This is a genomic window from Chelativorans intermedius (assembly GCF_025398255.1).
GTDB lineage: Bacteria > Pseudomonadota > Alphaproteobacteria > Rhizobiales > Rhizobiaceae > Chelativorans > Chelativorans intermedius.
This window is the reverse complement of sequence record NZ_JAODNW010000022.1, coordinates 1-22,379: the sequence shown is the minus strand read 5'-3', so window position 1 is coordinate 22,379 and position 22,379 is coordinate 1. Positions and strand designations below refer to the sequence as shown.

Genomic DNA, 22,379 nt, shown 5'->3' with positions numbered 1-22,379 from the left:
GAGCGAGCATAAATGGACTGCCCGCAGAAAAATCGCCGACAAGAGAAGGACCGATTAAGCGTGGTGTACCCGAGCCTGATTCGACGAGCTATATTGGCAGCTGGTGTTCTAGCTGCCGCGCTTGCTGTCGATTTTCTCACGAAATGGCTGATCCTCAATGTTGTGATGGTGCCGCCGCGCACGATCGCGATCGCGCCATTTTTCAACCTGACACTCGGCTTCAATACAGGTGTCAGCTTCGGGATGTTCCGTGAGCTCTTCCTCGATCGCCCAATGGTGCTCGCCGGAATCAAGGTGGTGATCGTGGCCGGACTTCTGGTCTGGGCGATGAGAACGCCAAAGCAAACGGAGACCATTAGTCTTAGCCTGATTGCCGGCGGCGCTAGCGGCAATGTGTTGGACCGGATGCGCCAAGGTGCCGTGACTGATTTCCTCGATTTCCACGTCGGCAGCTGGCACTGGCCGGCCTTCAACATGGCGGACACGATGATAACGATCGGCGTCGTCTTGCTGATCGCAGGCTCCTTTTGGCCGGTGAGGTCGATGAGTTCCGTTCAGAAGCGGTAGGGGCGCGCGGGGCATTGAGAATGGCGCTCCTCGATGTGTCACTGCTTGGGCGACCAATGAGCGATAGTGCGCGCTCCTCATGCTAATGCGGAACCCCGCCGCGCAAGAGCTGTCGCTTGCCACTTAAACGCAAGAATGCGCCGGCTCGGGTCGAGCTGAGCACTTAATTTGAGAATTTCGACGAGCCCATTCTCAAATTAAGTGCATCTGCGGAGATACCGGCGGTCCGGATGCGCGGGCTATCATGTTCTCGGCGGCGTCAATGAAACGGACCCTGTTCTGTCCCATCATGTGACCGCGCAGCATTCGGAGCATCTCCGGTCCGGCACGCTCGACGATGGCAACGCCGGCGAGCAGTGCCGGCCGTAGGTGAAGCGGCAAGATTGGCTTTGCGGGGGAGGGCAGATTCTCCTGTTGCTGGGCGACGACATGGTCGAAATCCGGAATGATCGCGCCGAGCACCCTGAAGCGCCAAAGATCGTGCTCGCGCGGAAAGGGTCTCGGCACGCGCCGCATCAGGAGGAGCCGGGCAATCTCGGCCGGGGATGTCCAGGTTGCGACACCACGTTCGGCTTCGTCATCCAGCAGCTTTTCGCCATGAAGAGCAGCAACGCGATTTTGCCGGAAAGGGGAGGGGAGTTTTTGCCCGACGGCCTGCCGGAACTGGCCTCCGCACAAGGGGCACGTAATGCGCCACCCCAGAAGCTGGCTGCGCAGGATCGGCTCCGGCTTCCTATGTCCCGGACTGCAACTCGCACAGACCTGCGTCGGCCGGGCGGAGATGAACCGGTGCGCTGATTGCGCGACATTGGTGAAGGTCATGCGCCGCACCACGTCCCGTTCGGTAGCGAACATGTTGGCCAGGCGGAACTCCTGATCATAGCTCATGTGGAGGTCGGCGGCGCGCAGCGAGCTGACTTCCGACAAGCAATGCTGCAGCATGACGAGTGGCGGGACGCCATAGAAGGCGGCATGTCGACCGATCCAGGATGACAGAAGTTCGTCTGAGTGGTGCGGCAAGACTACCGGCAACCGCCGTGGAACGGTCTCCTTCATCATGCGGACGCAGCCTCGGCATCGAATTCCGGCTCGCAATTCTCAACCATCTCGTCAGTGATGTGCTCGCGGCCGCTCTCGACAGCGTCGACCGCAAGGCTGTTGATCATGTGGAAGATGTTGGCGGTGATCCCCTCGGTGATCTGCAGGATCCGGCGCAGCGATTTCGGGGTGAGCACCGAGGGCCGACGCAGCGGCGTATTGCGCAGGATCGAGGCCACCAACGTCTCGAACTGATCGTTGGCGGCCCACCGGCTCAAGGTCAACTGTTCGAACCGTCGGGCGAGTTGGACATCGCCGCTATCGCCTCCCGTGCCTCGTTGACGCCGAAGCAGACGAGCGAGATCTGCAGACGATTGCTGAGGAAGCGCAGAGTGTTCAGAACGATGCGCTGCTCGCGATAGGTCCCGGCGAGGATGTTGTGCACTTCGTCGATGACCAGCACCTGCACGCCGATCGCTTCCATGATCCGCAATGCGGCCTGCTCCATTTGGGCGATGTCAGCGCGTGGCCGCTGTGGGGCACCAAGTAGGGTGAGCAGTTCGGCATAGAAGCGCCGCTCGCCCGGCGGGCTGGTCATTTCCATAGCGAGGACCGGTGTCTTCAACGTGCCCGTCAGAGGATTGAAGCTCGGCGGATGCTCGTCTCGGAACCGGCTCATGATCATGGTCTTGCCCATGCCGCTGTCGCCATAGATCGCGATCGACGGCATGCGCGTGCCACGAGGATGGTCGAGGAGCCGGCTCAGCCGGTCGAGGGCCTGCTTGGCGCGCGGGTAGAGCACCCATCCTCGTCGACGACGAAGACGTCGGCCTTCGTATGGTCGATCTGGACGACGTCCAGGGGACGCGCGACGTCAAACGATCCGGGAACGGGCGTTGTCGCCTTGACGGTCTTCTGTTCGCCGCGTCGCTTTGCCCGCTTCTGGAGGTCGATGTCCCTGACGCGCGTCATGATCGTTCGGCGATGAGGGGGTTTGAGCCCTGCCGAAATGCAGTTCGTGTGCACGTCGCGAACCAGCTGCGAAACAGTCGGGCGGTTCCGGTTCAGATAGTGTGCCTTGATCGTCGCACGGATGATCCCCTCCCGTTTCCCGTCCAGCGTACGATACCCCTCCGGCCTTCCTCGCTTGCGATCCACCAGGGACAGCACGGTTCCACCGCTGCGAAACAGTCTTATGAGGCGAGGCCGTTGCCTGGCTTAGGCCGAGTTCCGTTGCGAGTTCCGCAACGGCTCCGGCACCTGTGCGGCTGGGATGGCGTCTCAGGAAGCCGCGTATCGCATCCGCCCGTCGGCACGCTTCATCCCAAAGCGCATCATCGATCTCGTCGGGGAAAAGATGGCTCATAGAAGCTCACGAACAGAAAAACATCGAGAACCTGATTCTCACATCAAGTGCCAACATCCAAGCCAGATTATCAAATTAAATGCCCATTCTCAAATTAAGTGCTCGGGCAAACTACTGAAATCGTTGGAGTCCGATTCGCACAATTGAATGGAAAGCGACACCATGATCTGTCGATGGCCGGTCACGAGAAAGGCAGCTGGCGCCTCCGCGGGCTTGCTCTCGGGAGCGATCCTGACGGCGTGCACAAATGAGCAGTCTGTGCTTTCACCGCGGCGAGGAAGCCAACGCCATCCTTCCGCTGTTTTGGACTGCAACTCAGATACGCCGATACCGCCAGCAGTTCGAGATTTTCAGCGCCAAGTTGAAGCGCTTGATCGGCGGATGCCAGCGACCTGTAGACCTCGCCCAGGCGTGCTTTTCGAACGAGTTGCGGCCCCGCTCGATCTTGCGGAGCGCATCAGCAGTGAGCGGGGGCGGATGCTCCAATTTGCTCATACACTTAGCTACAAATTGGCAAATACCGAGGTCACATATGACGTCTTTATAGCCGCCGATGCATGATGGCTTAGGAGTGATCGCGACCACTTCTCCAGGCGGCCTGTCGCGACAAACTCGCGCCCGGCCCGTAGCGGAAGCATTCTGGTCCGCTTAGCTGGTCGATCCGACTTCGGGCTCTCTGCGGAAGACCTTCGATCACTGCCCGGTCCGGTGACAAGTGAGAGTGTTGGTGTCGGATTGGAACCTTGGGTTCGGAGATGGGTTTCGATGACAACGTCTGCCATTCAGGCGGAGCATTTTCGACGAGCAACAGGAAAAGCGCGATGCAAGTGCAAGACGTAATGACAAGCAATCCGGCCTGCTGTGGCCCGGATACATCGATGAAAGAGGCAGCCAAGCTCATGGCAGAGCATGATTGCGGCGAACTTCCCGTGGTCGACGACGAGGGTCGACCCATCGGTGTGGTAACGGATCGAGACATGGCTTGTCGCGGTGTCGCCGAAGACAAGAATCCTTCGACGCCGGTACGCGAGGTGATGTCATCTCCGGCCGTGACAGCCACGCCCGACATGGATCTCGATGATTGCTGCAGCACTCTTGAGGAAAATCAGATCAGGCGTGTACCGGTGGTGGACGAGAAAGGTGCCTGCTGCGGCATGGTCTCGCAGGCCGATATAGCGCTGCATGGTTCGGAGCATGAGACGGCCCAGCTTGTCCGAGATGTCTCGAAGCCGAGTTCCGAACCTTCACGGTCAGGCTGCTGCTGAGGCCTCGTTCACGAATACAGTGGCGCAAGCTCGGAACGACCGAACGACGGAATCGCAGCTGATCGCGCAGATGAACTTTTGTGATCCTGCTCACAGGTCAGGGTGCCGACGATTGCGCCACCATTCCCATAGCAGCGCGCCTGACACTGCGATTGCCGCCAGATTCAGGAAGAAGACATAGTCGATGCGGAACTGCGCGAGCTGCTGCACGGCGCCGGCCTGTGGCTCGGGAATGAGACCAAGAAGCCAGAACAGCGTGTGCATTATGATACCTGCGCCGATAGCCGAAGCGGTGAAGATCGCGCCCAGATAGGCCGCGAAGCGCCAGCCGTAGTAGGTCGTGTTGATCCGTAGCGACGGGATCACGACAAAGTCGGCATACAAGAAGGCGATGATACCGGCGAACAGAACCCCGTTTTCCCACAGCACCGCGGCGAGCGGACCGTTTCCCATAGAGCCGATGATCGTCAGCAGCGCCAACACCGGTCCGAGGAACGCGTGGACGACAACAAGCAAGACGGGCGTCAGCCCCTGCGGGAAAATCGCCTGAAAGACCGCGTCGGGGACGAGCACGGCAACTGCGCCGGCAACGAGGAACCCGAACAAAAGGTCTTTCCAGACCATGTTCCATTCGCGCACATAGGTCGTGCCAATGCGGCGCCAAGCCTTGCCGCTTGCCAGCTTCTCGCGCCAAGGGCGCGGCAGTCCCTCCGAGGGGTCACCCATTCCCTCCATCGACGACTTGGAAGCGTCTTGCCGGGCACGCTCCACCATCTCTTTTGGATAGGTAAGGCGCACTGCGGCCGCCATCACCAAAACGTGCGCGATGGAGCCAACAACCACGGCCAGCGCAAACTGCCAGCCAAGGAAGATCCAGGCGAGCGCTGCCACCTGGGGCGACAGGTTGGTGGCGCCGAACAGAAAGGCCATCATCGGGATCAGTGCTGCTCCCTTTGCCAGGAGAGCACGTCCGGCCGAGAGCGCCGCGAAAGAACAGGATGAAGATGCTGGCCCTAAAACCATCGCGAGGGAGGTCTCCTTAAGGCCAGGGCGCCCGAGGTGTCTGGCGACCATTTCACGTGGCACCAGCACCTGGATGAGCGACGAAAAGGCATAGCCGAACGCCAGCGCCCAGAACGCTTTCCAGAAAAGGCCAGCGCTGACATAAAGTGATGTGCCGATCTGCTCGATCATAGTGCTTCCTGAGAGGTAGCAGTCGCCGGGTTCCTCACCCAACGTGCGGGATGCTATGCCGTTCCCCGGACTTGTTTTCTACCGCTAGCGCGTTCGCAAGGATCCGCCGAGAGACGGGAGCAGTCGGCGGTCGTGCCCATCCGGAATTGGAACCATGTCGGAACGCGTCGGTTTCATTTAGAATTTAGCCGCGGAACCGTCGCGGCGAAGTAGAGAGTTTCGGAGGTCGAGTCCGGGAATCCGGGCACAGATCAGCGCCGGCATGCGGGTTGGTGATCTGGAACGGCTGGAGATCAGACGGAGAGCGCAACCATGATGATGGAGTGCATGGGTATCGAGGGCGCGGGCTGGATCATGGCCGGCGTAGGCGTGTTCTGGATTTTGCTCCTGGCGCTGATCGTACTCGCGATGGTTGCGCTCGTGAAATATGTGAGAAGCTGAGGCTTATTGTTTGTGCTTTCGGAGGGGAAGGTGAATTCCGAGAAGGACGTGGTGGTCGTCACAGGAAGCAGCGGCTTTATCGGATCGGCACTGATAAAGAAGCTGGCAGGACACTTTACACCGGTCGGATTTGACCGCGACATGCCGCCACATCCTCCGGCGGAAGCAGAGTGCATCTGTATCGATCTCACGTCAGACAGCAGCATCGAAGCCGCGTTGGAGCGGGTGCGGCTCGGCTATGGCGAGCGCATCGCCTCGGTGGTTCATCTCGCCGCCTATTTCGATCTGACCGGCGAACCCAATCCGCTATACGAAGAGGTTACCGTGCGCGGGACGGAGCGGCTACTGCGCGGGCTCCAGGAATTCGAGGTCGAGCAGTTCGTCTTCTCGAGCACAATGCTGGTTCATGCTCCGGGCAGGAAGGGAGAGCCGATCAATGAGGATTGGCCGCTCGATGCGAAGCTGCCGTATCGCGAGTCCAAGATACGCACGGAAAAGCTGATCCGGGAGCAGAGGGGAAAAATTCCGGTGGTCACGGTGCGCCCGGCCGGCGTCTATGATGATATTGGCCGCGCAACCTTCCTCTCGCACCAGATCGCACGCATCTACGAACGTCAATATGTCAGCCACTTCTACCCAGGCGATCTCGATACAGGGCAACCGTTCCTCCATCTCGATGACCTCACCGCGGCCCTGATCACGATAATTGAGCGCCGGAAGGAGTTGCCGCCGGATCTGGCGCTGCTCCTGGGCGAAACGGATACGCCCACATTCGACGAATTGCAGCGCGAGATTGGCCGCTTGATCCATGACGAGGACTGGAAGACGCGGCGCATTCCGAAAGGCCTCGCCCGGACGGGCGCCTGGGTGCAGGGCGAGGTGCTGGATCAGGACCCCTTCATCCGGTCCTGGATGGTCGACATCTCGGACGACCACTACGAAATCAACATCTCGCGCGCCAAGGAGCTTCTCGGCTGGGAACCGAAACATTCCCTGCGCGAGACACTGCCCAAAATGATCGCCGCACTGAAGGCGGACCCAGTCGGATGGTACAAGGCGAACAAGCTGAACTCGGCCGCGGTAGCGGCGGAGCAGGTAGAAAACGAACAGAACGAGGCAGAGCAGGAGCCCGAGCAATTTCGTGCCATGATGCGAAAACACATGCAGCACATGCGCATGATGCATTTCGACATGCTCTGGGTGCACTTCCTCAACATGCTGCTGGGCCTGTGGCTGGCAACGAGCCCGTTCGTCTTCGGTACGTTCGGCGCAGACACCTTCAGTGACGCCGTAATGCGCGTCACGGAAGAGCGTGGGCTCTGGGACCCGTCATTGCGCAATTCTCTCACCGCCTGGAGCGATCTCACCAGCGGGTTGCTGATTATGGCGTTCTCGGCGCTCTCGCTTTCGCCGCGCTTCAGTTGGGCGCAGTGGGCGAACACGGCGGTGGGCATATGGCTTCTTTTCGCGCCGCTCGTCTTTTGGGCACCGAGTGCCGCCGTCTATGCAAATGACACATTTGTCGGCGCGCTTGTCATCACCTTCGCCATCCTCGTGCCGATGATGCCCGGCATGAGCCACGAGGGCATGATGGACGACTCCGACATGCCACCCGGCTGGAGCTATTGCCCCTCCACATATCTGCAGCGCCTGCCGATCATCGCGCTCGGCGCAATCGGCTTCGTTATTGCGCGCGTTCTTGCGGCGTACCAGCTCGGCCATATCGAGAGCGTTTGGGAGCCGTTCTTCGCGGGCGAGGGCGGCCGGAACGGCACCGAGTTTATCATCACCTCCGACGTTTCCAGGGCCTGGCCGATCGCCGACGGCGGGCTGGGCGCGACCAGCTATATGTTCGAGATCCTAATGGGGATCATGGGCGGACGAGCGCGCTGGCGCACCATGCCCTGGATGGTGCTTCTGTTCGGCATCGTCGTGGTGCCGCTCGGCGTCGTGTCGATCTATTTCATCATCATCCAGCCGATCATGATCGGCACTTACTGCACGCTGTGCCTGCTGGCGGCGCTCGCCATGCTCATCATGATCCCCTACGCGCTCGACGAGCTCGTGGCGATGGGCCAGTTCCTCGTTCTCAACACCCGCCGCGGCCGGCCGTTCTGGCGCTCCTTCTTCAGGGGCGATGCACTGCCGGGAAGCGGTAAGGACGTGCAAAGGCCCGGCTTTGATATGCCGCTTTGGGAACTGGTCCTTTCGGCGGCGCGCGGCGTGACTGTGCCGTGGACGCTGGTTGGGAGCTCCCTGCTCGGTGCCTGGCTAATGTTCAGTCGCCTGGTTTTCGGTACTGAGCCGCCGATGGCCGACAGCGACCACCTGGTCGGCGCGCTTGTCATCACCGTCGCCGTCATAGCCATGGCCGAAGTGGCGCGCCCATTGCGCTTCATCAACGTCGCCTTCGGCCTCTGGCTTATCGCCGCGCCCTGGCTTCTGGCCGGCGGAGGCACGGTGGCGGCCGTGCACGGCGTGATAGCGGGTCTCATCCTTATCGCCCTTAGCCTACCGCGCGGCACCCGCAGCAAGGAGCATTATGGCAACTGGGACCGTTACATCCTGTGAGGCTATGAGCAAAGTCGATCGCGAGCATCCCTTACAGGGCCAGACCGCCCTGATCACCGGCGCAAGTTCCGGGATGGGGGAGGTCGTCGCCCGCCGATTTGCAACCGCAGGCGCGGCTGTCGGCGTAAACTACCACTCGCATTCCGAAGCGGCCACTAAGATCGTAGAGGGAATCAAGAGGAATGGCGGCAAGGCGGTCGCACTCCAGGCGGATGTCTCCGCCGAAGAAAAGGTGCATTCGCTGTTTGCCACCTTCATGGAGGCGTTCGGCAGGATCGATATTCTCGTGGCCAACGCCGGAATCCAGATGGACGCGCCTGCAGCCGAAATGGCGGTGGAGCAGTGGCGGCGTGTGCTCGACGTTAATCTCACGGGTCAGTTCCTCTGCGCCCGGGAAGCCATTCGCTGCTTCGACCAGCAGAAACCCAGCCCCCGTTCAAAAGCGGCAGGCAAAATCATCTGCATGAGCTCCGTGCACCAACTCATTCCCTGGGCAGGGCACGTCAACTATGCAGCCTCCAAAGGCGGACTGATGTTGATGATGAAGACGCTGGCGCAGGAAACAGCGCAAAAGCGCATTCGCGTGAATGGAATTGCTCCGGGCGCGATCAGGACCCCGATCAACCGCGCGGCCTGGAAGACACCTGAGGCGGAAGCAGATCTGCTGAAGCTCATCCCCTACGGGCGCATCGGCGAGCCCGAGGATGTCGCCGAAGCCGCACTTTGGCTTGCGTCAGACCTTTCGGATTATGTCACCGGCGCCACACTCTTTGTAGATGGTGGCATGGCGCTCTATCCGGAATTCCGTGACGCTGGGTGAGGACGGGGCGGTGGCGGCGCGCATAGAAGATTATGCACTGATCGGCGACTGCCGGAGCGCCGCGCTGGTGAGCTGTGAGGGGTCGGTCGACTGGCTTTGCTGGCCCCGTTTTGATTCCGACGCTTGCTTTGCCGCGCTTTTGGGCAGCCCCGCGCACGGACGATGGCTTGTTCGACCGGCGACAGAGACCGCGCGCGTCACGCGCCGCTACCGAGGCCTGACGCTTGTCCTGGAGACGCAATTCGAGACGGACGAGGGAGCCGCCACTCTCATCGACTTCTTGGCGATCGGTCGGGACCATCCCAGGCTGGTCCGAATTGTGAAGGGCAGCCGCGGGCGCGTCGCAATGATGTCTGAACTTGTGATCCGCTTTGGCTACGGTGCCGTTGTGCCTTGGATCACGCACCTGGAAGATGGCAGGCTGCGTGCGATCGCTGGGCCCGATATGGTCACGGTCCAGGGCGGGCGCCCTTCCCTTTACGAGGACCAGAGGACCGCCTCTCGATTCACGATTACTGCCGGCGAGATCGTAGCCTTCGTTTTGAGCTACTCGCCGTCCCATCTGCCACCGCCGGCTCCAGTCGATGCCCAGGAACTGCTCGACGAGACTGAAGCCTTTTGGCGGAACTGGGGAGGGCGCTGCCGCTACAAAGGGCCTTGGGAAGACGCGGTCGTCCACTCGCACGTTGTCCTGAAGGCGCTGACTTATGGCCCCACCGGCGGAATCGTGGCTTCTCCGACGACGTCGCTTCCGGAACTGATCGGCGGCCAACGAAACTGGGACTACCGCTTCTGCTGGCTGCGCGACGCGACGTTCACGCTGCTCTCGCTGATGAATGCCGGCTACTACAATGAGGCGAAGGCATGGCGCGACTGGCTCCTGCGTGCGGCCGCCGGTACGCCCACGCACTTGCAGCCGATGCACGGCGTCGCCGGAGAACGTCGCCTTACCGAATGGGAACTGCCATGGCTGCCCGGATATGAAGAGTCCCGGCCGGTCCGGATCGGCAATGCTGCCCACGGCCAACTCCAGATAGATGTGTTCGGCGAAATCATGGACGCAATGCACCAGGCACGGCGCGGCGGCCTTGAGCCAAGTCACGAAGCATGGGAATTGCAGCGGGCGCTTATTGAGCATCTCGAGACGATCTGGGCCAAGCCCGATGAGGGCATCTGGGAGATTCGCGCCAGGCGACGCCATTTTACCCATTCCAAGGTGATGGCCTGGGTGGCGCTTGACCGCGCGATCCGTAGTGCCGAGCAGTTCCGGCTCGGGGGACCGCTTGAGCGTTGGAGAGCATTGCGCGCGCGGGTCCATGAGGAGGTTTGCCGACGTGGATACAATACCGACTTAGGCGCATTCGTGCAGTGCTACGGAGGCAAGACCCTGGATGCCAGTCTTCTGCTTCTGCCGATTGTCGGCTTTCTTCCGGCGGATGATGACCGGGTACGGGGTACTGTGGAAGCCATCCAGAAGCGTCTCATGGTCGACGGATTGGTTCTCAGGTATGATTCCGCGGTCACACAGGACGGACTGCCGCCAGGGGAAGGAGCGTTCCTCGCCTGCAGCTTTTGGCTTGCCGACAACCTTGTCCTGCTTGGCCGGCAGAAAGAGGCCCGCGCGCTTTTCGAGCGGCTGCTCGACTTGCGCAACGATGTCGGCCTGCTCGCGGAGGAATATGATCCGCGGGCACGCCGGCATCTCGGCAATTTTCCTCATGTCTTCAGTCATGTGGCATTGGCCGATACCGCCCTGAACCTGACCAAGACGGGTCAGCCGGCACGACAGCGATCGCAGGAAGCGGCCGTTTAGGATTATGCCATTCCAAATCTGTCCTGCGGATATGGACAACCGATCAGCGCGTAGGAACCGGTTTCCTACGCCGGTTGCCCCTGCTGCCGCGAAGACGCTTATAGAGGCGGTAGCCGAGGAGTATAGCCACGATGGCGAAATAGACCACAGGCTCCATCGTCCAGGACTTCACTACAAGCAGGAAGTGCACCGCTGCGGCCGCCGCGGCCAGATAGACCCACCGGTGGAGGCGACTCCAGGCACGCCCCATCCGTCGTACCATTGTATCGTTGGACGTGGCGGCAAGTGGCACCAGAACTGCGAACGCTAGCATCCCGATCGTGATGTAGGGCCGCTTGACGATATCCGCCGCGATCGCCGAAAGGTTGAGGCCCTGATCCAGCACGATGTAGGTCGTAAAGTGCAACAGGGCGTAATAGAAGGCCAGCAGACCGAGCGCGCGCCGATAGCGCAGTAAGCTGATTCCCGTGAGGTCGCGAAAAGGTGTCACGGCAAGGGTGGCGATGAGAAAGCGCAGTGCCCAAAGACCCAAGGTCTGCTCGAGGGTCCTCATCGGGTTTGCCCCCAGCTGATCCGTGAGGCCGAGGAAAAAGGTCCACACGGCCGGGCCCAGCCCGATCCAATAAAGTGTGGCGCGGATCACACGAAACCGCACCGCTGCGGATATTCGCGGCTTTTCGCTGATAAGGGCGGCCATGCGGAGCATCAAAAGAACTTGCGCAGGTCCATGCCGGCATAAAGCCCGGCGACTTCATCGGCGTAGCCGTTGAAGAGCAGGGTCGGCTTTCGTTTTGCGAAGAGACCTTTGCCGATCGGCATCTCGGTTGCCTGGCTCCAGCGTGGGTGATCCACCTCAGGATTCACGTTCGAATAGAAGCCGTATTCGCGCGGGTTCTGCCGGTTCCACGAGGTCACGGGCTGCTCTTCGGTCAACGTGATCTTGACGATCGACTTGATGCTCTTGAAGCCGTATTTCCAGGGAACGACCAGGCGGATCGGCGCACCGTTCTGATTGGGAAGCGTCTCGCCATAGAGTCCCACGGCCAGGATGGTCAGCGGATGCATGGCTTCGTCGAGCCTCAGGCCCTCCACATACGGCCACTCCAAGGCTGGCAGAAAGGCACGTTGGCCCGGCATTTCATCCGGCCTCAACACGGTCTCGAAGGCGACATACCTTGCGCTGCCCAACGGCTCCACGCGGCCAAGCACCTCAGAAAGCGGAAACCCGACCCATGGAATAACCATGGACCAGCCCTCGACGCACCGCAGCCGGTAAATCCGTTCCTCGAGCGCCACCGAGCTGAGCAGGTCCTCCACATGGAAATCGGTGGGGCGGGCGGCGAGGCCATCGACCGCGAGCGTCCACGGTTTTGTGGTCAGCGTGTGGGCGTTCGCTGCAGGATCCTCCTTCCCGACGCCGAACTCGTAATAGTTGTTGTAGTTGGTAATGTGCTTGAGCGCGGTCGGTGCCTCGTCGGTCGAGTACCGGCTTTCGACGGCTTGAAGTGCCGCCGCCACTGCCCCACCCTTCGGGATGGCCGCCGAAATCCCCACTGCGGCCGCTGCCATGATCAAGCGGCGCCGTTCAAGAAAGACCTCCTGCGGCGTGATTTCCGAAGATCGTACGGCCGCTGACTTGCGAATGAACATCGACTGATCTTCCCAAATGATCCGCACGCTCCCCTGAGTGGCGAGCGTTTCCATAGTAATCTCGATTTCACTGCAGCAAATTCATTTCTGGAACAAATTCTCGTGTGCATCGCAACTGAAGCTGCGCGCCCGCGCCGTCACCGTGTTGACGGCAAACCTGCCGGTACGGTCATTGCGAGATACCCAAACCAGATTCGTTTCGCACATGCCCGCCGGCTACACTTAGCAGTAGAATGGTTGAAAGAAGCGTCGACAGATTCACGCTGGTGCGACGGTTCGGACAGAATCGAGTGATCGAGGGAGGGTCTTCGCAGAGCGAATTCGTCCTCTACACTTGACCTTCCACCAACTGGAAGCCCTATGCTGCTGCAATTCCAAGCGTCGGCGATGCGCCGGGTTCGTCTCCGTTGAAGTCCGCACTGGTCAACCGTGGAAGTGGACTATGAACGCGCGAGCCAGAACGGTTGTTGTTGCCCTTGCGTCTCTTGCGTTGGCCGCTTGCGATTCGACAGAGCTTCTCAAAGCTCAGCGGGTCGCGGGCGCGGACCCAAAGGCGGGACGCTCAGTAATTGCGGCGGTTGAGTGCGGCGCCTGTCACACTATTCCAGGCGTTCGAGGAGCCAATGGAATTGTCGGGCCGCCGCTGACCGGGTTTGGGAACCGTCAGCTGATTGCGGGAATTGCTCCCAACACACCAGACATCCTCTCTCAGTGGGTGAGAGATGCGCCATCGATCGATCCGGAAACGGGAATGCCACAGATGCCGATTACGGCGGATCAGGCCCGTGACGTTGCCGCCTACCTTTACACGCTTCGATAGGTGCAAGCGTCTCGTTGCTCGCTGCTGCCTCGCTGGCTTTTTGCCGATGCTTTCGGCGTGCAGCCGATCGCAGTCGGCGCTTGCGCCAGGTGGCCCGCAGGCTCGCGAGATCGGCCTTCTTGGCTGGACCATGTTCACGGGCGGCGCCTTGATCTTCGTTCTGGTTGTTGCCCTTACGGCAGTTGCCATCGTCGTACCGCAGGAACGGCGTCGGTGGCTGGCGGACGGTCGTATCGTCATGGCGGGAGGAATTGCTCTACCGGTTCTCGTCCTTTCGGCGCTCCTCGGATACGGGCTTTTCGTGGCCCGCGGACAGCTGAATCCTGGTGAGCCGGCATTAAGGATCGAGGTTGTCGGTGAGCAGTGGTGGTGGCGCGTACGCTACCTCGACGGCTCTGGAGGGGTGCGATTCGTCACAGCCAACGAGATCCGCATACCAATCGATCAGCCGATCGAGTTCCTGCTCACGAGCGCAGATGTAATCCACTCTTTCTGGGCGCCCAGTCTTGCCGGCAAGCTCGATATGATTCCCGGCAAGGTAAACAGCTACACGTTTTCTGCCGACAAGCCAGGGGTCTATAGGGGCCAGTGTGCCGAATACTGCGGCGCACAGCATGCCCTGATGGCCTTCTATGTCGTCGCGATGGAACCGGAGGCGTTCGAAACATGGGCTTCGCATCAAACTGCGCCGTCCGAACAGCCCGTTACAGATGAGTTACGGTCTGGCCAGGAGTTGTTCATCGCAAACGGCTGCGGTGCCTGCCATACCGTCCGCGGGACCTCGGCGAGGGGGGAGATTGGCCCTGATCTGACGCATGTCGGCGGGCGGCTGTCTATCGGCGCAGGAACCCTTCCGACCAACAAGGGGACACTTGCCGGATGGGTCGCATCGACCCAGCACCTGAAACCCGAAGTCTTCATGCCCTCGTTCGGAAATCTCGAAGGCAAAGAACTGCGAGCCATAGCCGCCTATTTGGAAAGCCTCGAATGACGCAGACCGAGAGCCGCACAAAAGGGAATCGGCTGGAAGAACACCTGCCAAATTCCACCCCACGACCCGAGGGCGAGCTGAAAGAGCTCGAGCGCGTCTGGCGGCCACCCTCGGGCTGGAATTACATCACCGTCGTCAACAATACCTATATCGGCGTTTTCTATGTCGGGGCCGCCTTCCTGTTCTTCATCTTGGCCGGGATTTTGGCGTTGGTGATGAGGACCCAACTGGCGGTCCCAGAGAATGATCTGATTGGCCAGGACCTCTACAATCAGCTCTTCACGATGCACGGCACAATCATGATGTTTCTCTTTGCTGTGCCAGCCGTTGAGGCCATGGGCGTCTATCTCCTGCCCAACATGCAGGCCGCCCGCGATCTGCCGTTTCCACGCCTGTCCGCATATGCTTTTTGGGCCTATTTCGTCGGAGGCCTGGTTTTCTTCTCCAGCATTTTCTTCGGGCTATCGCCAAAAGGCGGCTGGTTCATGTATCCGCCGCTGACGAGCTATGAGTTTTCCCCCGGCATCAACGCCGATTTCTGGCTGCTGGGCATCGGCTTCATCGAGATCTCTGCCATAGCGGGCGCCATAGAAATCATCGTCGGAGTCCTGAGAACCCGGGCACCCGGCCAGAGCCTCGACAAGCTGCCGATCTACGCCTGGACGATGCTCATCTTTGCCGGCATGATCGTCTTTGCCTTTCCCGCCGTCATCCTGGCGACCGCCCTGCTCGAGCTTGAGCGGGCGTTCCACTGGCCGTTTTTTGTGGCCGAGAAGGGCGGCAGCCCGCTCCTGTGGCAGCATCTGTTCTGGTTTTTTGGCCATCCGGAGGTCTATATCATTTTCCTGCCTGCGGCCGGGTTTGTCTCGATGATCATTCCCACGGTCGCGCAGACGCCATTGGTCGCATACCGGCTGGTCGTGGTTGCTTTGCTCGCGACGGGCTTCTTCAGCTTTGGCCTGTGGGTCCACCACATGTTCACGACCGGGCTCCCGCAGCTGTCGCTATCGTTTTTTTCCGCTGCCAGCATGGCCGTGTCGATCCCCAGCGGGATTCAGGTCTTCGCCTGGATCGCGACCCTTGCCGCTGGCCGCATTCAGCTCAACACGCCGGCCCTTTTCGTCCTGGGCTTTATGTTTACCTTCGTTCTCGGTGGACTTACCGGGGTCATGGTGGCGATGGTGCCCTTCGACTGGCAGGTGCACGACACCTACTTTGTTGTTGCGCATTTCCACTATGTCTTGTTTGGCGGCATGGTTTTTCCGCTGTTTGCAGCCTTCTATTATTGGATCCCAACAGCAAGCGCGCGACCGCTTTCCGAACGGCTTGGGCGGTGGGTTTTCGGCCTCATCTTCATCGGCTTCAACACTGCCTTCTTTCCGATGCACATAACCGGACTGGTCGGCATGCCGCGTCGGGTCTACACCTATCCTGCCGAACTTGGCTGGGACACGCTCAACATGATCTCCACCGCCGGCGCGTTCATGATCGCGTCCGGTGTGCTTCTGTTCGTGGTTGATCTGATCAGGAACTTCCGCCCCTTCACGAACAAGAGCCCAGGCAATGTCTGGAACGCCGGCACGCTGGAATGGCTGCCGAGCGGCAATTACCAGACCCGCAGCATCCCGATCGTCACCAGCCGCGAGCCGCTCTGGGATCAGCCAAACCTGCCGGAGGACGTTGAGGCGGGACGCTACTTTCTCCCCGGTGCCCCGACCGGCGGACGCGAGACCATTGTCACCAGCCCCGTCGACGCAAGGCCGCAATATGTGGTGCAGATGCCGGGTCCGAGCTGGCCAACGGTGCTCGCCGCCGTTTTTACCGCCGGCTGCTTTCTGGGTTTGACGGTCAAGCTTGTCGTACCTGCAATCATCAGCGGACTGATTGCCATCGTCATGGTGATCTGGTGGCTTTGGGAGACGGATCCTGGTCCCACGGCTGAGGAAATCGATATCGGCGGCGGAATCCGACTGCCAACCTATGTGACGGGGCCGATGTCACACTCCTGGTGGGCGATGGTGGTGTTGATCCTGGTCGGCGGCACCCTCTTCACCACTCTCATTTTTTCCTATTTCTTCTTGTGGACGGTGAATCCTGGAGCCTGGCCACCGGACGGCGTCGAGCTTCCCTCGCTGGGTTGGTCCGCTTTAGCGGCCGGGCTTTATGCTTCCTCGAGCGGCGTCATATGGCTGGCCAGTGCTCTACTGAAGAGGCGTGAGCGGAAGGGGCCCTGGTGGGGGCTGCGACTCCTTCTCATGGCAGCGGTTCCGCTCATGGCCGGAGGCTTGGCCGTCGATTTTAACGGCCACTGGCAGACAGGACTAAGGCCAGAGGAACACAGCTATGGCGCCGTCGTCTATACGGTCATGAGCGTTCAGGGCGTCTATGTCGCGACCCTGACGCTGATGGCGTTCTACACCGTTGCACGCTCTCTCGCCGGCATGCTGGACGGCGTGCACCGTGTGACCTTCGATAACACCATGCTCTTCTGGCACTATATGACAGCTCAAGGACTCGTCGGGCTCGCAATCATCCATTTCTTCCCAAGGCTGATAGGATGAAGCCGATGAGAGAGCGCTTTGTGACCCAAATCCTCCTCATGACGGCCGGCCTGATTATATGGGCCGCTCATCTAGGCTTTGTCTATGGCTTGAACGCGCTTGCCTGCACCTTCGATTTCGCACGACTTGAACTGTTCGGAATGGCTCTCACTACACTTACGATCGGAGTCGCGACCTTAATTGCACTGGGAGCCGAACTTCTCGTCCTTTCCTTCGCCGTCGCCGGTCTTGGCGCGATGGGCTTCGGCGGACAGGAACAATATCGCTTCATGGGTCCGATCACCGCCACTCTGGCCGGCCTTTCCGCCGTCGCTGTCCTCTGGCAGGGCCTGCCGGTGCTGGTCGTCCCGGTGTGCGCGGGTGCGGGAGGTTGAACGCCATGTCCAGACCGGCTTTCCGTTGGCATCCCGCTCGACGTGTTCATACGCATGCTCCGGGCACTTCACGCCGGACATATCCTTCAGGAGCAACACGGATTGCGGGATCGAAACGAACGGAAAGGGTGGTGCGTAGGGTGGTGTTCGTGTTCGGGAACGCCACGCTGGCGGCCGTTCTCGCGACCGTTCCCGCCGCCGCGCATGTGGATGGTACGCCGCCTGGACCGCACGACTTCTGGACCATGTGGAGCTTGGATCCGCTGGTGGTCCTTCCACTGATCGTGGCGGCGGCTCTCTATTCACTGGGGCTCGTCCGGCGATGGAGCGGCTCAGGGCTGGGCCGCGGCGTCCCCAAGCGGCGCGCCGCGGCCTTCGCAGGAGGCGTCCTTGCGTTGGTTGCGGCGCTGGTGTGGCCGCTCGACGCGATGGGAGAGAGCCTTCTTGCCGCTCATATGGCGCAGCACGTGGTGCTCATGAACCTTGCTGCACCCCTGTTGGCGGTGAGCAACCCCGGGCCGACGATCGTCTATGCTCTCCCGCGCAGCTGGCGCCGTCGGCTCGCGATGGCAGTCGCGTGGCGTCCCGTACGGACGACGTGGCGCTTCCTGGCTGGTGTGTTCATCGCAACAATGCTGCAGCAGGTGGCCCTGTGGATTTGGCATACGCCCGGCGCGATTGCGGCGGCTTTGCATGACGATTTCGTCCACGTGCTGATGCACGGCTCCCTTCTTGCTGTTGCTTTCCTTTTCTGGATTGCAGTGAGCTACCCCCGAGATCTGGGCTACGGATGGTCGATCCTGGCCTTGCTTGTCACTGCAAAGTTGTGCGGATTTCTGGGAGTCCTCATGATTTTCGCGCCTCAGCCCCTTTATCCGGCCTATGCCGACCGCAGTGAGCCCTGGGGGATATCGGCTGTTGAAGACCAGCAGCTTGCCGGGCTTGTGATGATGCCCTCAGCAGGCGCGGTATACCTGATTGCGGCGACGGTCCTGGCAATCGCCTGGCTTGGGCGAATAGCCCAGCAAGCAAGTAACAGACCGGCTTTCGAATCCCGGCCTGCAGAGTTTCGTTAGCATGCGCGCGGCAGGCAACCGGTTAAAGCCGTCGTGCAAACGCCAGTGCCAGCGGAGAAAAAGCAGGTACGCATTTCACTCTGATTGGGCTTAGCTGATGGATCGGAGACTGAAGACCATCGCCGTTCTTTGCTTGGTTATTGGCACCGGCGGTTTCCTGTTTGCCTGGTCGGGGCTGTATAACGTCGCGGCGAGTGCGGGCCACTGGGCGATCACCAGATGGTTCCTCACGTTCGGCATGGAAAACTCGGTGGAAACCCAGTCGGTGGGCGTGAAGGTGCCACCGCTCGACGACTTGGCTATGGTCCAGCGTGGCGCAAGCCACTATTTCGGAGGGTGCATGAGCTGCCACGGTGCGCCTGGCAGCAGCCGCAGTCTGATCGCCCTGCAAATGCTGCCGGCGCCGCCATATCTGCCCGAAAAGGTCGAAGAGTGGAGCCCGGACGAGCTCTTCTGGATCGTCAAGCACGGGCTCAAATACACCGGAATGCCTGCCTGGGCTGCACAGGAGCGTGACGACGAAGTCTGGTCGGTGGTGGCGTTCTTGGCGCGTTTGCCCGAGATGAGCCCAGAAGAATACCGAGGGCTAGCACAAGGTGAACAGGCAGGTGCCAGGGGGACAACTGCCGGGCAGCTGCAGCCCTTTTCCCTGGACGCCAGGAGCCCGGATGCTCTCGGACAGTGCATCCGCTGCCATGGCTCGGATGGCACCGGCCGCGAAACCGGGGCGTTTCCACGGCTGGCTGGGCAAAGCGTGGAGTACCTCTACTCCGCACTGCAGGATTATGCACTTGGCTTACGTCCGAGCGGCATCATGCAGCCGATCGCGGCCGAGCTGACGGATGAGGAAATTCGGAAGCTCGCAGCCTATTACGCCGGGATCGAGGACGCTCCTTCCGTGGGCCTGCGGATGCGTATTGATCCCGATGTGTTGCGGAGAGGCGAAACGATTGCCACCGAAGGCATCTCCGTTCATGGAATCCCTGCTTGTGCGAGCTGTCACGGCCCCACGACTGCACCGAGGAATCCTCGCTATCCCCTGCTTGCGGGGCAGTATGCCAGCTATATTGCCCAGCAGTTGCGGCTGTGGAAGCAGGGCGCACGGGGGGATACGGTGTCTTCACGCATCATGGCGGCGGCGGCGCGCAACCTGGACGAAGAAAACATCGAAGCCGTCTCGCTCTATTACGCCCTTCTTCGGCAGGACCAAGAACTGCCAGACCTTCAACTCAACGGCGACGGCGCTGGTGGTCAGTCCCACAAGTAGACCGACTTCCCGTTCAGTCGCAAAACAGGCGCGACTGCTCTGAAAAAACCGGGTTCCAAGTTGGTCCAGTCTCGACCACCAAATTGGGGGCTTGTCCAACGTGCGGAACGAAAGGGCAGCTCAAATTTCAAACAAGCCGATGTAACGTAAACTTGAACGGTTTTCGTTCGGCACTCTGATACAGCATTCTTGATCTGGACCTCAAATGATGCACCTTCCCCTCAATGTTGATACTGGCGTCCAAAATCCTCCTTGCTGTTCTTGCCTCGTTCTTCGGGATGTACCTTCTGCTGTCAGTCGCGTGCTACCTTTCCGAACATAGCGGCCTGGTCATGCTGCATATGTATTCCACGCCGATTATCCTGTCCGGTGCGCTTGGAATGATCCTGATCTTTACGCGCAACGAGCCGGCGAATCCAAGAGGACAGAGAGCGGGAGACCATTAATTGAACCGTGGCCCGACACGGCCGCGTGGAAGCTCGGTGTCTTCTCCCGCCAAATCGTCCAGGATCGGGCAGTCCGGGCGTTCATCACCCTCACAATGGTCGATGAGGTGCTTTAGTGTCCGCTTCATAGCCTTGAGTTTTGCCAGCTTCTCATCGAGAACACCGATGTGGGCCCGGGCGAGCGCCTTGACTTCCATACTCGTGCGGCTGTCGTCCTGCCACAACCCCAAGAGCCGGCGGATATCCTCAATCGAAAACCCCAGTTGTCGGGCACGATGGATGAAGCGCAGTGTGTTGACGTCCTTATTGGTGTAGACGCGATAGCCTGCCTCGGTGCGTCCGGCGGCGGGAATAAGGCCGGTTTCCTCATAATAGCGGATGGTCTTTGCCGGGATGCCGGAAGCTTGTGCGGCCTGTCCGATATTCATCATGATCCCCATTACGAAATTGCCTGCAACGGCTCTGTCGCATTGCTTGATGCGGTGTAAGATCCTATCGCCACCGGAGGACGGAAGGTCTTGAGGCGAAGGGCATTTGTGACCACGAAGACGCTCGAAAGTGCCATCGCGGCGGCAGCAAGCATGGGGGACAGCAATAGCCCAAAAGCAGGGAACAAAACGCCTGCGGCCACCGGGATTAGTGCCGTATTGTAAGCGAAGGCCCAGAACAGGTTCTGCTTGATGTTGCGCAGCGTGGAACGGCTCAGCGCGATGGCGTTGGGGACGCCGGTCAGTTCGCCGGACATCAGCACCACATCCGCGCTTTCAATCGCTACGTCCGTCCCAGTGCCGATGGCGATGCCTACGTCCGCCTCGGCGAGCGCCGGCGCATCGTTGATGCCGTCGCCCACAAACGCGACCTTGAGGCCCCCCTGCCGTAGCTGGTGCAAGGCGTCCACTTTGCCGTCCGGCAGAACCTCGGCCACGACTTCGTCGATCCCGAGCATCTTTGCAATGGCGCCTGCCGTCCGCACATTGTCGCCGGTGATCATTGTGATCTTCAGACCAAGCCGATGCAGCGCCTCGATAGCTTCGGGCGTCGACTGCTTGATCGGGTCGGCGACCGCGATGATCGCCGCGAGCTTTCCGTTGACGGCGGCATAGAGCGGCGACTTGCCTTCATCACCAAGGCGAACGGCGGTTTCAGCAACAGGTGCTGTGTCGATCCCCAGCTTCGTCATGTGTCGGTCCGCGCCCACTTCGACCGCCTCTCCTCCGACCTTCGCTCTCACGCCGAACCCCGGGATGGCCTCGAATCCCTCGGCCTTTGGAATCTCCGGTCCCGCGCGCTGCGCCGCTTCGACAATGGCCTCGGCGATCGGATGCTCTGAATGAGCCTCGACTGCGGCCACCAAGGCGAGGACCTTATCGCGCTCGAAACCGTCCATGGTCACGAAGTCGGTCAGTTCCGGCCGGCCCTTGGTCAACGTGCCGGTTTTGTCGAGCGCGATCACTTGCGAATCGCGCAAGGTCTGCAAGGCCTCGCCCTTGCGGAACAGAACACCCATCTCCGCTCCACGCCCCGTACCGACCATAATCGAAGTCGGGGTCGCCAGCCCCATGGCGCACGGGCAAGCGATGATCAAGACGGCGACGGCGTTGACAAGTGCAAAGGTGAGGGCCGGCGCCGGACCGAAGCCGAGCCACACGAGAAAGGTGGCGAGGGCGATGCCCATGACGGCAGGTACGAACCAAGCCGTGACCTTGTCGACCAGAGCCTGGATCGGCAGTTTTGCCGCCTGTGCGCGCTCCACCATCTGAACGATCTGGGCAAGGACGGTATCCGAACCGACCTTTGTAGTGCGGAAGGTGAATGATCCCGTCTTGTTAATCGTGCCGCCGACAACCGCATCGCCCGCAGCTTTGGAAACCGGCATGGGTTCGCCGGTGATCATGGATTCGTCGACGAAGGAGGAACCCTCGGTCAATTCGCCATCGACAGCGACCTTCTCCCCCGGCCGGACCAAAACCAGATCTCCGACGGTCACCTCCTCGAGCGGCACTTCCACTGCACTCCCGTCCCGCAGGACGCGGGCAGTCTTGGGTGACCTGCCCCCAAGAAACTGGGCCATTCAAAAGGAGAGTTTGTTCTCTTAATGTTCGAAGCAACAAGGAGAACA

General features: G+C 60.6%; 18 protein-coding genes and 2 pseudogenes. 12 read left to right on the top strand and 8 right to left on the bottom strand.

All coding sequences use genetic code 11. The features are described from left to right. Nucleotides 1-12: 12 nt before the first annotated feature. Nucleotides 13-567: a signal peptidase II gene (gene lspA / locus NYR58_RS15900; RefSeq protein WP_261522105.1), complete on the top strand. Its 555-nt coding sequence runs from the start codon at nt 13-15 to the stop codon at nt 565-567. A 192-nt stretch (nt 568-759) separates the two neighbouring features. Here lspA and NYR58_RS15895 read toward each other — a convergent pair whose 3' ends face one another. The 3 genes and pseudogenes from NYR58_RS15895 to NYR58_RS15880 form a co-directional block, all read right to left on the bottom strand. Further along, nucleotides 760-1,626: a TniQ family protein gene (locus NYR58_RS15895; protein WP_261522104.1), complete on the bottom strand. Its 867-nt coding sequence runs from the start codon at nt 1,624-1,626 to the stop codon at nt 760-762. Beyond that, nucleotides 1,623-2,434 (bottom strand): annotated as a pseudogene (locus NYR58_RS20540) (TniB family NTP-binding protein); the annotation flags it as partial. The gene NYR58_RS15895 and the pseudogene NYR58_RS20540, both read right to left, overlap by 4 nt. After that, nucleotides 2,368-2,775, bottom strand: a complete 408-nt coding sequence (locus NYR58_RS15880) for a hypothetical protein (protein WP_261522101.1) — start codon at nt 2,773-2,775, stop codon at nt 2,368-2,370. The gene NYR58_RS15880 and the pseudogene NYR58_RS20540, both read right to left, overlap by 67 nt. A gap of 951 nt (nt 2,776-3,726) precedes the next feature. Between NYR58_RS15880 and NYR58_RS15875 the strand changes: the two genes are divergently transcribed. Next, nucleotides 3,727-4,236 carry a CBS domain-containing protein gene (locus tag NYR58_RS15875; protein WP_390880971.1) on the top strand — a complete coding sequence of 170 codons (510 nt, stop codon included), beginning with the start codon at nt 3,727-3,729 and terminating at the stop codon, nt 4,234-4,236. A gap of 90 nt (nt 4,237-4,326) precedes the next feature. Here NYR58_RS15875 and NYR58_RS15870 read toward each other — a convergent pair whose 3' ends face one another. After that, on the bottom strand, nt 4,327-5,430 hold the full coding sequence (locus NYR58_RS15870; RefSeq protein ID WP_261522100.1) for a permease: 1,104 nt from the start codon (nt 5,428-5,430) through the stop codon (nt 4,327-4,329). A 312-nt stretch (nt 5,431-5,742) separates the two neighbouring features. Here NYR58_RS15870 and NYR58_RS15865 point away from each other — a divergent pair, with 312 nt between their 5' ends. From NYR58_RS15865 to NYR58_RS15850, 4 genes are read left to right on the top strand one after another with little or no spacing between them, the layout of a single operon-like run. Further along, the gene (locus NYR58_RS15865; RefSeq protein ID WP_261522099.1) at nt 5,743-5,871 is read left to right on the top strand and encodes a hypothetical protein; all 129 of its coding nucleotides are present in this window, start codon (nt 5,743-5,745) and stop codon (nt 5,869-5,871) included. A gap of 30 nt (nt 5,872-5,901) precedes the next feature. Beyond that, on the top strand, nt 5,902-8,442 hold the full coding sequence (locus tag NYR58_RS15860) for an SPW repeat domain-containing protein (protein ID WP_261522098.1): 2,541 nt from the start codon (nt 5,902-5,904) through the stop codon (nt 8,440-8,442). Nucleotides 8,443-8,446: 4 nt separating this feature from the next. Continuing rightward, nucleotides 8,447-9,262 carry an SDR family oxidoreductase gene (locus NYR58_RS15855; RefSeq protein ID WP_261522097.1) on the top strand — a complete coding sequence of 272 codons (816 nt, stop codon included), beginning with the start codon at nt 8,447-8,449 and terminating at the stop codon, nt 9,260-9,262. Between the two features lie 10 nt (nt 9,263-9,272). Next, on the top strand, nt 9,273-11,075 hold the full coding sequence (locus NYR58_RS15850) for a glycoside hydrolase family 15 protein (RefSeq protein ID WP_261522171.1): 1,803 nt from the start codon (nt 9,273-9,275) through the stop codon (nt 11,073-11,075). A gap of 43 nt (nt 11,076-11,118) precedes the next feature. Here the strand turns inward: NYR58_RS15850 and msrQ are convergent, their stop codons facing one another. After that, complete coding sequence (msrQ, locus tag NYR58_RS15845; RefSeq protein ID WP_261522096.1) at nt 11,119-11,772, bottom strand: protein-methionine-sulfoxide reductase heme-binding subunit MsrQ; 654 nt, start codon at nt 11,770-11,772, stop codon at nt 11,119-11,121. A gap of 8 nt (nt 11,773-11,780) precedes the next feature. Then, nucleotides 11,781-12,725, bottom strand: a complete 945-nt coding sequence (msrP, locus tag NYR58_RS15840; RefSeq protein WP_261522170.1) for a protein-methionine-sulfoxide reductase catalytic subunit MsrP — start codon at nt 12,723-12,725, stop codon at nt 11,781-11,783. A 442-nt stretch (nt 12,726-13,167) separates the two neighbouring features. Here msrP and NYR58_RS20600 point away from each other — a divergent pair, with 442 nt between their 5' ends. The 6 genes from NYR58_RS20600 to NYR58_RS15815 all read left to right on the top strand — a co-directional run bounded on the left by NYR58_RS20600 (nt 13,168) and on the right by NYR58_RS15815 (nt 19,814). Continuing rightward, complete coding sequence (locus NYR58_RS20600) at nt 13,168-13,545, top strand: c-type cytochrome (protein ID WP_378074644.1); 378 nt, start codon at nt 13,168-13,170, stop codon at nt 13,543-13,545. Nucleotides 13,546-13,591: 46 nt separating this feature from the next. Next, nucleotides 13,592-14,536 (top strand): cytochrome c oxidase subunit II, encoded by a 945-nt coding sequence (coxB, locus tag NYR58_RS15835; RefSeq protein WP_261522169.1) that lies wholly within the window; start codon nt 13,592-13,594, stop codon nt 14,534-14,536. Next, the gene (ctaD, locus tag NYR58_RS15830) at nt 14,533-17,097 is read left to right on the top strand and encodes a cytochrome c oxidase subunit I (RefSeq protein WP_261522095.1); all 2,565 of its coding nucleotides are present in this window, start codon (nt 14,533-14,535) and stop codon (nt 17,095-17,097) included. Before coxB ends, ctaD begins: the two co-directional genes overlap by 4 nt. A 5-nt stretch (nt 17,098-17,102) precedes the next feature. Next, nucleotides 17,103-17,471, top strand: coding sequence for a hypothetical protein (locus tag NYR58_RS15825; RefSeq protein ID WP_261522094.1), 369 nt, complete (start codon nt 17,103-17,105; stop codon nt 17,469-17,471). Between the two features lie 140 nt (nt 17,472-17,611). Further along, complete coding sequence (locus NYR58_RS15820; RefSeq protein ID WP_261522093.1) at nt 17,612-18,547, top strand: cytochrome c oxidase assembly protein; 936 nt, start codon at nt 17,612-17,614, stop codon at nt 18,545-18,547. 97 nt (nt 18,548-18,644) lie between these two features. Continuing rightward, entirely contained in the window at nt 18,645-19,814 is a 1,170-nt protein-coding gene (locus tag NYR58_RS15815; RefSeq protein ID WP_261522092.1) for a c-type cytochrome, read from the top strand. A gap of 442 nt (nt 19,815-20,256) precedes the next feature. Here NYR58_RS15815 and cueR read toward each other — a convergent pair whose 3' ends face one another. Both cueR and NYR58_RS15805 read right to left on the bottom strand, forming a co-directional pair. After that, nucleotides 20,257-20,688: a Cu(I)-responsive transcriptional regulator gene (cueR, locus tag NYR58_RS15810; RefSeq protein ID WP_378074649.1), complete on the bottom strand. Its 432-nt coding sequence runs from the start codon at nt 20,686-20,688 to the stop codon at nt 20,257-20,259. Between the two features lie 11 nt (nt 20,689-20,699). Next, nucleotides 20,700-22,319, bottom strand: a pseudogene (locus tag NYR58_RS15805) (copper-translocating P-type ATPase); the annotation flags it as partial. Nucleotides 22,320-22,379 lie beyond the last annotated feature (60 nt).

Excerpts from the sequence above, each read along its gene's own strand:
- msrP (WP_261522170.1), bottom strand. The coding sequence starts at position 12,725 with ATGTTCATTCGCAAGTCAGCGGCCGTACGATCTTCGGAAATCACGCCG.
- NYR58_RS15895 (WP_261522104.1), bottom strand. The coding sequence starts at position 1,626 with ATGATGAAGGAGACCGTTCCACGGCGGTTGCCGGTAGTCTTGCCGCAC.
- coxB (WP_261522169.1), top strand. The coding sequence starts at position 13,592 with ATGCTTTCGGCGTGCAGCCGATCGCAGTCGGCGCTTGCGCCAGGTGGC.
- lspA (WP_261522105.1), top strand. The coding sequence starts at position 13 with ATGGACTGCCCGCAGAAAAATCGCCGACAAGAGAAGGACCGATTAAGC.
- NYR58_RS15825 (WP_261522094.1), top strand. The coding sequence starts at position 17,103 with ATGAGAGAGCGCTTTGTGACCCAAATCCTCCTCATGACGGCCGGCCTG.
- ctaD (WP_261522095.1), top strand. The coding sequence starts at position 14,533 with ATGACGCAGACCGAGAGCCGCACAAAAGGGAATCGGCTGGAAGAACAC.
- cueR (WP_378074649.1), bottom strand. The coding sequence starts at position 20,688 with ATGAATATCGGACAGGCCGCACAAGCTTCCGGCATCCCGGCAAAGACC.
- NYR58_RS15865 (WP_261522099.1), top strand. The coding sequence starts at position 5,743 with ATGATGATGGAGTGCATGGGTATCGAGGGCGCGGGCTGGATCATGGCC.
- NYR58_RS15870 (WP_261522100.1), bottom strand. The coding sequence starts at position 5,430 with ATGATCGAGCAGATCGGCACATCACTTTATGTCAGCGCTGGCCTTTTC.
- msrQ (WP_261522096.1), bottom strand. The coding sequence starts at position 11,772 with ATGGCCGCCCTTATCAGCGAAAAGCCGCGAATATCCGCAGCGGTGCGG.
- NYR58_RS15815 (WP_261522092.1), top strand. The coding sequence starts at position 18,645 with ATGGATCGGAGACTGAAGACCATCGCCGTTCTTTGCTTGGTTATTGGC.
- NYR58_RS15875 (WP_390880971.1), top strand. The coding sequence starts at position 3,727 with ATGGGTTTCGATGACAACGTCTGCCATTCAGGCGGAGCATTTTCGACG.
- NYR58_RS20600 (WP_378074644.1), top strand. The coding sequence starts at position 13,168 with ATGAACGCGCGAGCCAGAACGGTTGTTGTTGCCCTTGCGTCTCTTGCG.
- NYR58_RS15855 (WP_261522097.1), top strand. The coding sequence starts at position 8,447 with ATGAGCAAAGTCGATCGCGAGCATCCCTTACAGGGCCAGACCGCCCTG.